This is a genomic window from Microcoleus sp. SVA1B4 (assembly GCF_036700545.1).
Classification (GTDB): Bacteria; Cyanobacteriota; Cyanobacteriia; order Cyanobacteriales; family Microcoleaceae; genus Microcoleus.
In genome coordinates this window covers 80,167-86,802 of record NZ_JAUBPB010000023.1, presented here as the reverse complement: position 1 = coordinate 86,802, position 6,636 = coordinate 80,167, and the positions used below count along the sequence as shown (strand labels likewise).

Genomic DNA, 6,636 nt, shown 5'->3' with positions numbered 1-6,636 from the left:
CGTCCCGCCCGTCCAGAAAGGGCGGGCGGGACGCCCATCCCACTTTCAAGAGTGTAAATTATTTAATTCGCGATCCTTAGCTGATCTTCCAGGTTGGTGCGTCCCAGACTCACTAATTACCAAGTTTCTTCATCGGGATTATTGGAATTGCTCCAGATTTCTACATCCAAATCATTGAGATAAATCAGAGCCGTTTCAATCTGTTTACTTGTACCGTTAAGTTCCAGATCAAACCAACCGTCATCTAAAGTTTTGACACCCAACAAAGCGGCATTAAAATTTACCGTCAAACCGTATTCAGAAATCAGGTTAGAGATTACAGGTTCCTGATGGTATTCTTTAGGAACACGAATGCGAATGCGGGTTTGAGTTGGTCTGCTGTCGCCAATCTCAGATTTGGGAATATCTGATTCTTGGGTTTGGTGAAAATTGTCGATCGCCTCAAATTGAGATTCGCTAGTGTTGTGAGCTAACATTTGGGACTCCTAATTTTTGTTTCAGTTTACATTTTGTACCAATATCTTGTAGGGTGCGTCGCTGCGAGATTTTCGAGCTTCCCACTAGATTGTCGATAGCGCCGCACCTTACTAATGAGTGGTTTGAGGGATGAAGTTCACAGCGCGCACCCTAATGACTAATGACTAATGACTAATGACTAATGACTAATGACTATTCTTCAACTTCTTTAATCCTAGTTTTTCGTTCTAAAATCTCCTTAAGCACGAGAGTAACAACTGCTAAAAGACCGAGAACTACCGCAGCCGAAAATGCGGCTTGCGTCGCGTACTGCTTGTAAGCATCCTCTACAAACAAAGGCAAAGTTTGTGTTTTTTTAGCAATATTTCCCGACACCACAGAGACGGCTCCAAATTCTCCCATTGCTCTAGCATTGGTCAAAATTACTCCGTAAAGCAATCCCCAGCGAATACTGGGAAGCGTGACATTCCAGAAAATTTGCCAGTCATTTGCTCCCAAAGTTTTCGCCGCCTCTTCTTGATCTGTTCCGACTTCTTCCAAAACAGGAATTACTTCGCGGGCCACAAAAGGCAAGGTAACAAAGGCAGTAGCCAGCACCATCCCAGGGAAGGCAAAAATAACCCTGATATTTGCCGCCTCCAGCCACGGCCCGAACCATCCCAGCCGACCGTAAAGCAGTACAATCATTAAACCTGCAACTACGGGAGAGATGGCAAAAGGCACGTCTAAAAGGCTGATTAATAGCGTGCGCCCCCGAAATTTATTGCGGCCAATTACCCAGGCTGCACACAAACCGAATACTGTATTTATTGGCACAACTATCAGAGAAATTATCAGGGTTAGTTGCGCTGCGTGCAGAAAATCTGGTGAGGTTAAGTTAGAAAAAAATGGCTCAAATCCCTTTCTGAAAGCTTGATAAAAAACGTTGAGAGTGGGGATAAATAAGACAAGAGCGAGATAGCCGATCGCAATTCCGATTAAAGTTGGTTTTACCCAAGCTTTTTCCTGGCTCCGACTAGAACCTGCGGGCGGACTTTTGTAACCAGCGGGTGAATTGATATTAGTCGTCATAGCGTCTTCTCCATGCTTGTAAGAGATTAATGGCGAACAACATTGCCAGGGAAATACCTAACATGACAGTGCCGATAACTGTTGCTCCTGCATAGTCGTACTGTTCCAATCTTTGAAAAATTAATACGGGCGCGATTAAATCTTTGAACGGTATGTTAGAAGCTACAATTACAGTAGAGCCGTACTCGCCTACCGCTCGCGAAAAGCCGAGTGCTACTCCGGTTAAAATAGACGGAAATAACGGCGGTAAAACTACTCGCCAGAAGGTTTCAAATTGAGAAGCACCTAAACACCAAGCTGCTTCTTCGATCTCTTTTTCCATCTCGTTTAAAACTGGCTGTACGGTTCTAACGATAAATGGCAAGGAAATAAATATCATCGCTATACCTACGCCTAAGCGAGTAAACGATATCTTGATTCCCAAAGGTGCAAAAAACCAACCAATCCAGCCGTTATCGCTGTAAACTGTGGCGAGGGTTAAACCTGCGACGGAGGTAGGGAGCGCAAAGGGTAAATCGACGATTGCATCTATAATCCGTTTTAAGGGAAAGTCGTAGCGGACTAATACCCAGGCAATTAATGTGCCGAAGACTCCGTTAATTAATGCCGCAATTAATGCCGTAAAGAAGGTGACATCGTAGGCGGAAAGGGCGATGGGACTGGTGGCAATTTTCCAAAATTCGGCGGGGTTTGCTGTGCTGGCTTTCAGCAGCAATGCTGAAACTGGGAGCAATAGCATTAAGCTGAGGTAGCCTAGGGTGATTCCCCAAGGTAATGTGATTTTGCCGATCGCCCTTTTGATATTTTCGATCGGAGATTGAGGGTTACTGATTGCAGATGATTCAGCCATAAGTGAATAGTTTTGAGTTGGAAAGAATAATTGCGATCGGGGGCTGGTTTTACCAAAAATAATTGCCTAAAACCAATCATCTGGTAAACCCTGGCTCATTAGATAGATGTAGGGTGCGGATCCATCCTACAATCGGCAAGGCGCGATCGAATATCTAGGAGCGACGCACCATACCAGATACGGGTTTTACCAATAATAATTGCCTAAAACCAATCATTTCGTAAACCCGCCCCGGCCACTACTGTCTAATTGAACCTTGAATTTTGTCAAAAATAGCTCCGTCATCGAAGAATTTCTGCTGAATATCTCCCCAACCTCCTAAGTCTTGAGCTGTAAATAGGGTTTTGATGGGGGGATATTTTTGGGCAAATTCCGGTTCCGCCGCTACTGTCGCATCTACTGGGCGGAAGCCTGCTTTGGCAAATTCTCGCTGAGCTTCTGGGGTGTACAGAAATTTGACAAATGCTTCGGCGACTTCGCGATTACCGTGTTTATCAACGTTTTTATCGATAATGGCAATGGGATTGTCGATCGACACATTCACGTCTGGAATAGTATAAGTCGGTTTTTCGCCTTTCTCACCAGCCAAAATAATCTCGTTTTCGTAATTAATTAAGGCGTCGCCTTGGCCTTGTTTGAAAAATACGTCGGTGGCTTCGCGGGCATCTTTAGTCAGGATGGGGACGTTTTTGTAGACTTTAGTAGTCAAGTCTAATGCTTTGGTTTCGTCTCCTCCGGTTTTAACAACCGAGCCCCAAAGTGCGAGGAAATTCCAGCGGGCCACGCCTGATGTTTTGGGATCGGCAGTAATCACTTTTACTCCGTCTTTGCTTAAATCTTCCCAGGTTTTGACGCCTTTGGGATTGCCTTCGCGGGTGACTATTGCTGCTACGGATTTGCTGACTATGCCTTCGTTGGGGACTTCTTTTTCCCATCCAGGCTCAATTAGTCCGGCTTTTTCGATTCTTTGAGTGTCGAAGGCGAGGGCTAGGTGTACGATGTCTGCTTCTAAACCGTCAATTACGGCGCGAGTTTGGGAACCGGAACCGCCGTAGCTTTGGTTGAAGGTGACGGTTTGGCCTTTTTCTTTTTGCCATTGTTCTACGAATTTGGGAATTATGGCTTCGTGGGCGACTTTGGTGACTGCGAAGGATACTAGGGTTAATTCTACGTTGCCTTTGGTGGTGCCCTGGCTGCAGGATGCAACGGTCAGACTTAAAGTTATTCCCACTACAAATAGCGATACAAATCTTTTCAGCGCCGTCAATGATTTATTTGTGCTGGCTGGTGGCTGTTTTGGCCAGTGAAGGTGTTGAGTTAGGCGTTGCCACGGGCTCATTATATTTGTTCCTCTAGATAAAGTACGGTTATTAGGTCGGAATACCGTAATTAGGGTGGTGAAGTACGATTATAGACAAGAGCGAGTCAAAAGGCAACAAAAAAAACAAATTGGGGGAACTCAGGGTCGATCGCATATCCTGAAGTCTTTTCCGTCGGTGCTTTGGATTCAGATTCGGGGTAAAATGTAAAGTGTATAAATACTCTGATTGAGTTAAGGTGCTAAACTTGCGCGGCAGCACGATACGCCTTCTAGATACGTTGACAAGCGAATTTCAAAGGTGGTATCCGCCACGTGATTTATCCGTGGAATCAATCCAAAATCTAAAATCTAAAATCCTCAAGCCCCCGAATTTATCCGTGGGGTCAATCTAAAATCTAAAATCTAAAATCTAAAATCGAATGACCGATCGCCCAAATGTAGGGCTCATGCCAAGATCCCCCGCCCCATCGAGATATGCCTGAGCGAAAGCATCCAGGATACAAGCCCCCGGATTCATCCGTCCAGAAATAAAAAACCTGTATCCGATAAACTTGCCCCCGAATTTATCCGTGGGGTCATGCTTCAATTCTAAAATCTAAAATCTAAAATCTAAAATCTAAAATCGATTGACTCGCGCGATCGCCCTTAAGTAAGAAAAAGTTTTAACTGGTATGTCCTTACCCCGCCCAGTCTCAGACACCCTAATTGAACTGTTGAAGCCTGTAGCCTCGGAATTGGGAGAAAGATTGGGAGCAAGCGCTGTCAACGAACGCTATGCCGAAATTGAGCCCTCTGGTTCTTCAGCTTTGAACCAGCAAATCAAAAAAGACCCCCGCTGGATTAAAGCACAAGTGAGATATTTGCAGCGGCAGCAGGCCAGAGAACAAGAATTAATCGCGATCGCCAGCGCAGAAGAAAGGGTAAAGGAAGAACGGGCTAATCGAATTAAGGCACAAGAAGTAAGAGATAAGCGGGCAATTAGCCGACTTTGCCGCGACTTAATGCGGGAGTTTCAATCAGAAGCAATTCGAGTTAAGCTGAGCCAAATTCAAACTCTTTGGGACAAGGACAACTGGTTTTCTAATTTGAGCAGGCAGGAAACTGAACAGATTTTGCAGCAGCAGCAGCACCGATTGCTGCTGTTAGTTGCTCCCGCAAAAATTAGCCAAGATTGCCCTGATTCGTTTCGCCACAATCTGAATATCGAGCTGCCGGCTAAGTTAAGAGCTTTTTTGAACCAGCACTACCCCCCGCACGGAGATTTGTGCCCGGTTCAGTTTTACGGAGACTATTTCAAAAAATCGATTTCCGATATTGATGTGGAGCGGTTGCAGACTGTGTTGTCTCCCGTACCGACAGCTATACTGTACAGCGATATCAGCGATTATGAAGTTAATTTTCATGTTGGTTTTTGGGGAGTCATCAATCAGAGCGTTTCTCTAGTAGCGATGCAGCCTTGGAATTGGGAAGAGGTTTATCAACAGTTGGAGGCAGAGGGAAAAGATAGAAAGCTGAGCCTGCGGATTATTCGGCAAATAATTGTGACTATTCACAAGTTATTGGCGGCTTTTTTAGCGGATTTGTATTATTTAAATATCGATTTTACTCACGAACCTCAGTTATTTACATTAGAGGCGGAATTTGCTCAGGAATGGTTTTCTAAAGATTGGGCAAAACCGTATATTGAAACTCTTAAAGAAATTCAGGAGCAGCAGCGAATAGTCTCTAAGGGAGAGATGCGCCGGCTGGCGCTGCGAGAGGCGAAAGCTAGGGCGGAACGCCAGCGTTTGGAGGAGGCTGAACTCAAACGCAGAGAGGAAGCTGAGGCTGCAGCTAAGCGGGTGAAGGAATTAGCTCACAAATTAAAACATCAGAAATGGCGGTGTGTATATACGCTGCCGGGACATTCATCGTTTGTGAATTCTCTGGCGATTAGCCCTGACGGCAAAATTTTGGCTAGCGGTAGTTGGGATAAAACTATTAAGATTTGGGATTTAGAAACCACGGAATTAATTGGCACTCTGACGGGACATTCCGATCGCGTAAATTCGGTTGCTATTAGCTATGACGGAAAAATGTTGGTCAGCGGCAGTTCGGACGAAACAATTAAGTTTTGGAATTTGCACAACGGTGATTTGCTGTGTACTTTTCCGGGACATTCTATGGAGGTGAATTCGGTGGCGATTAACCCGAAGGGCCTGGTAATTGCTAGCTGCGGCGGGGCTGATAATACGATTAAGCTGTGGAATTTGCGGAGTGGTGAGTTGCTGCGGACTTTGAAGGGTCATTCTGACAATGTGAATGCGGTGGTTTTTAGCCCGGACGGTAAAATATTGGCGAGTGGCAGTTCGGATGCGACGAGCAAGGTTTGGGATGTGGAAAGCGGTAAGTTGCTGCGGACTCTTTCGGGGTTGAATGTTGGGGTGAATTCTGTGGCGATCGCGCCCGACGGTCAGATTCTTGCTAGCGTGAGCAATGATTATACGATTAAGCTGCGGAATTTGCAGACGGGGAGTTTGTTGCGGATTTTAAATACTAATTCTGGGAGGGGAAAGGGTGTAACGAATTTAGGAACGAATGAGGCGGTGCATATTTTGCAGAATTATGTGAGTCGGGGCGAGTCGGTTGCTATCAGTGGGGACGGTTTGACTTTGGCTAGCGGGTGCGATGATAATACGATTAATATTTGGAATTTGCAGACGGGGGAGTTGTTGACAAGTCTTAAGGGACATTCGGGTACGGTGTACTCGGTGGCGATCGCGCCTTCGGGAAATTTGCTCGCCAGCGGCAGTGCGGATCAGACGATTAAGATTTGGCGCTGCGATTAGTTAATTGGCAGTGGGCAGTGGGCAGCGGGCAGACAATTCCGGTTTTGCCCTTACGGGGAGGGGTTTTGAGCGAATTTGAAAAAAAAGTT

Annotated in this window: 5 protein-coding genes; 1 reads left to right on the top strand and 4 read right to left on the bottom strand. The window is 45.6% G+C overall.

Features of this window, described 5'->3' with window-relative positions; all coding sequences use genetic code 11:
- Window positions 1–116: 116 nt before the first annotated feature.
- From QT987_RS13380 to QT987_RS13365, 4 genes are all read right to left on the bottom strand, one after another.
- Window positions 117–476 (bottom strand): NIL domain-containing protein, encoded by a 360-nt coding sequence (locus tag QT987_RS13380; protein ID WP_333240560.1) that lies wholly within the window; start codon window positions 474–476, stop codon window positions 117–119.
- Window positions 477–669: 193 nt separating this feature from the next.
- Window positions 670–1,548 (bottom strand): sulfate ABC transporter permease subunit CysW, encoded by an 879-nt coding sequence (cysW, locus tag QT987_RS13375; RefSeq protein ID WP_333057939.1) that lies wholly within the window; start codon window positions 1,546–1,548, stop codon window positions 670–672.
- On the bottom strand, window positions 1,538–2,398 hold the full coding sequence (cysT, locus tag QT987_RS13370) for a sulfate ABC transporter permease subunit CysT (RefSeq protein ID WP_333240557.1): 861 nt from the start codon (window positions 2,396–2,398) through the stop codon (window positions 1,538–1,540). Before cysT ends, cysW begins: the two co-directional genes overlap by 11 nt.
- Before the next feature lie 238 nt (window positions 2,399–2,636).
- Complete coding sequence (locus tag QT987_RS13365; protein ID WP_333240554.1) at window positions 2,637–3,737, bottom strand: sulfate ABC transporter substrate-binding protein; 1,101 nt, start codon at window positions 3,735–3,737, stop codon at window positions 2,637–2,639.
- Between the two features lie 653 nt (window positions 3,738–4,390).
- Between QT987_RS13365 and QT987_RS13360 the strand changes: the two genes are divergently transcribed.
- The gene (locus tag QT987_RS13360) at window positions 4,391–6,547 is read left to right on the top strand and encodes a WD40 domain-containing protein (RefSeq protein ID WP_333240550.1); all 2,157 of its coding nucleotides are present in this window, start codon (window positions 4,391–4,393) and stop codon (window positions 6,545–6,547) included.
- The last annotated feature ends 89 nt before the right edge of the window (window positions 6,548–6,636 follow it).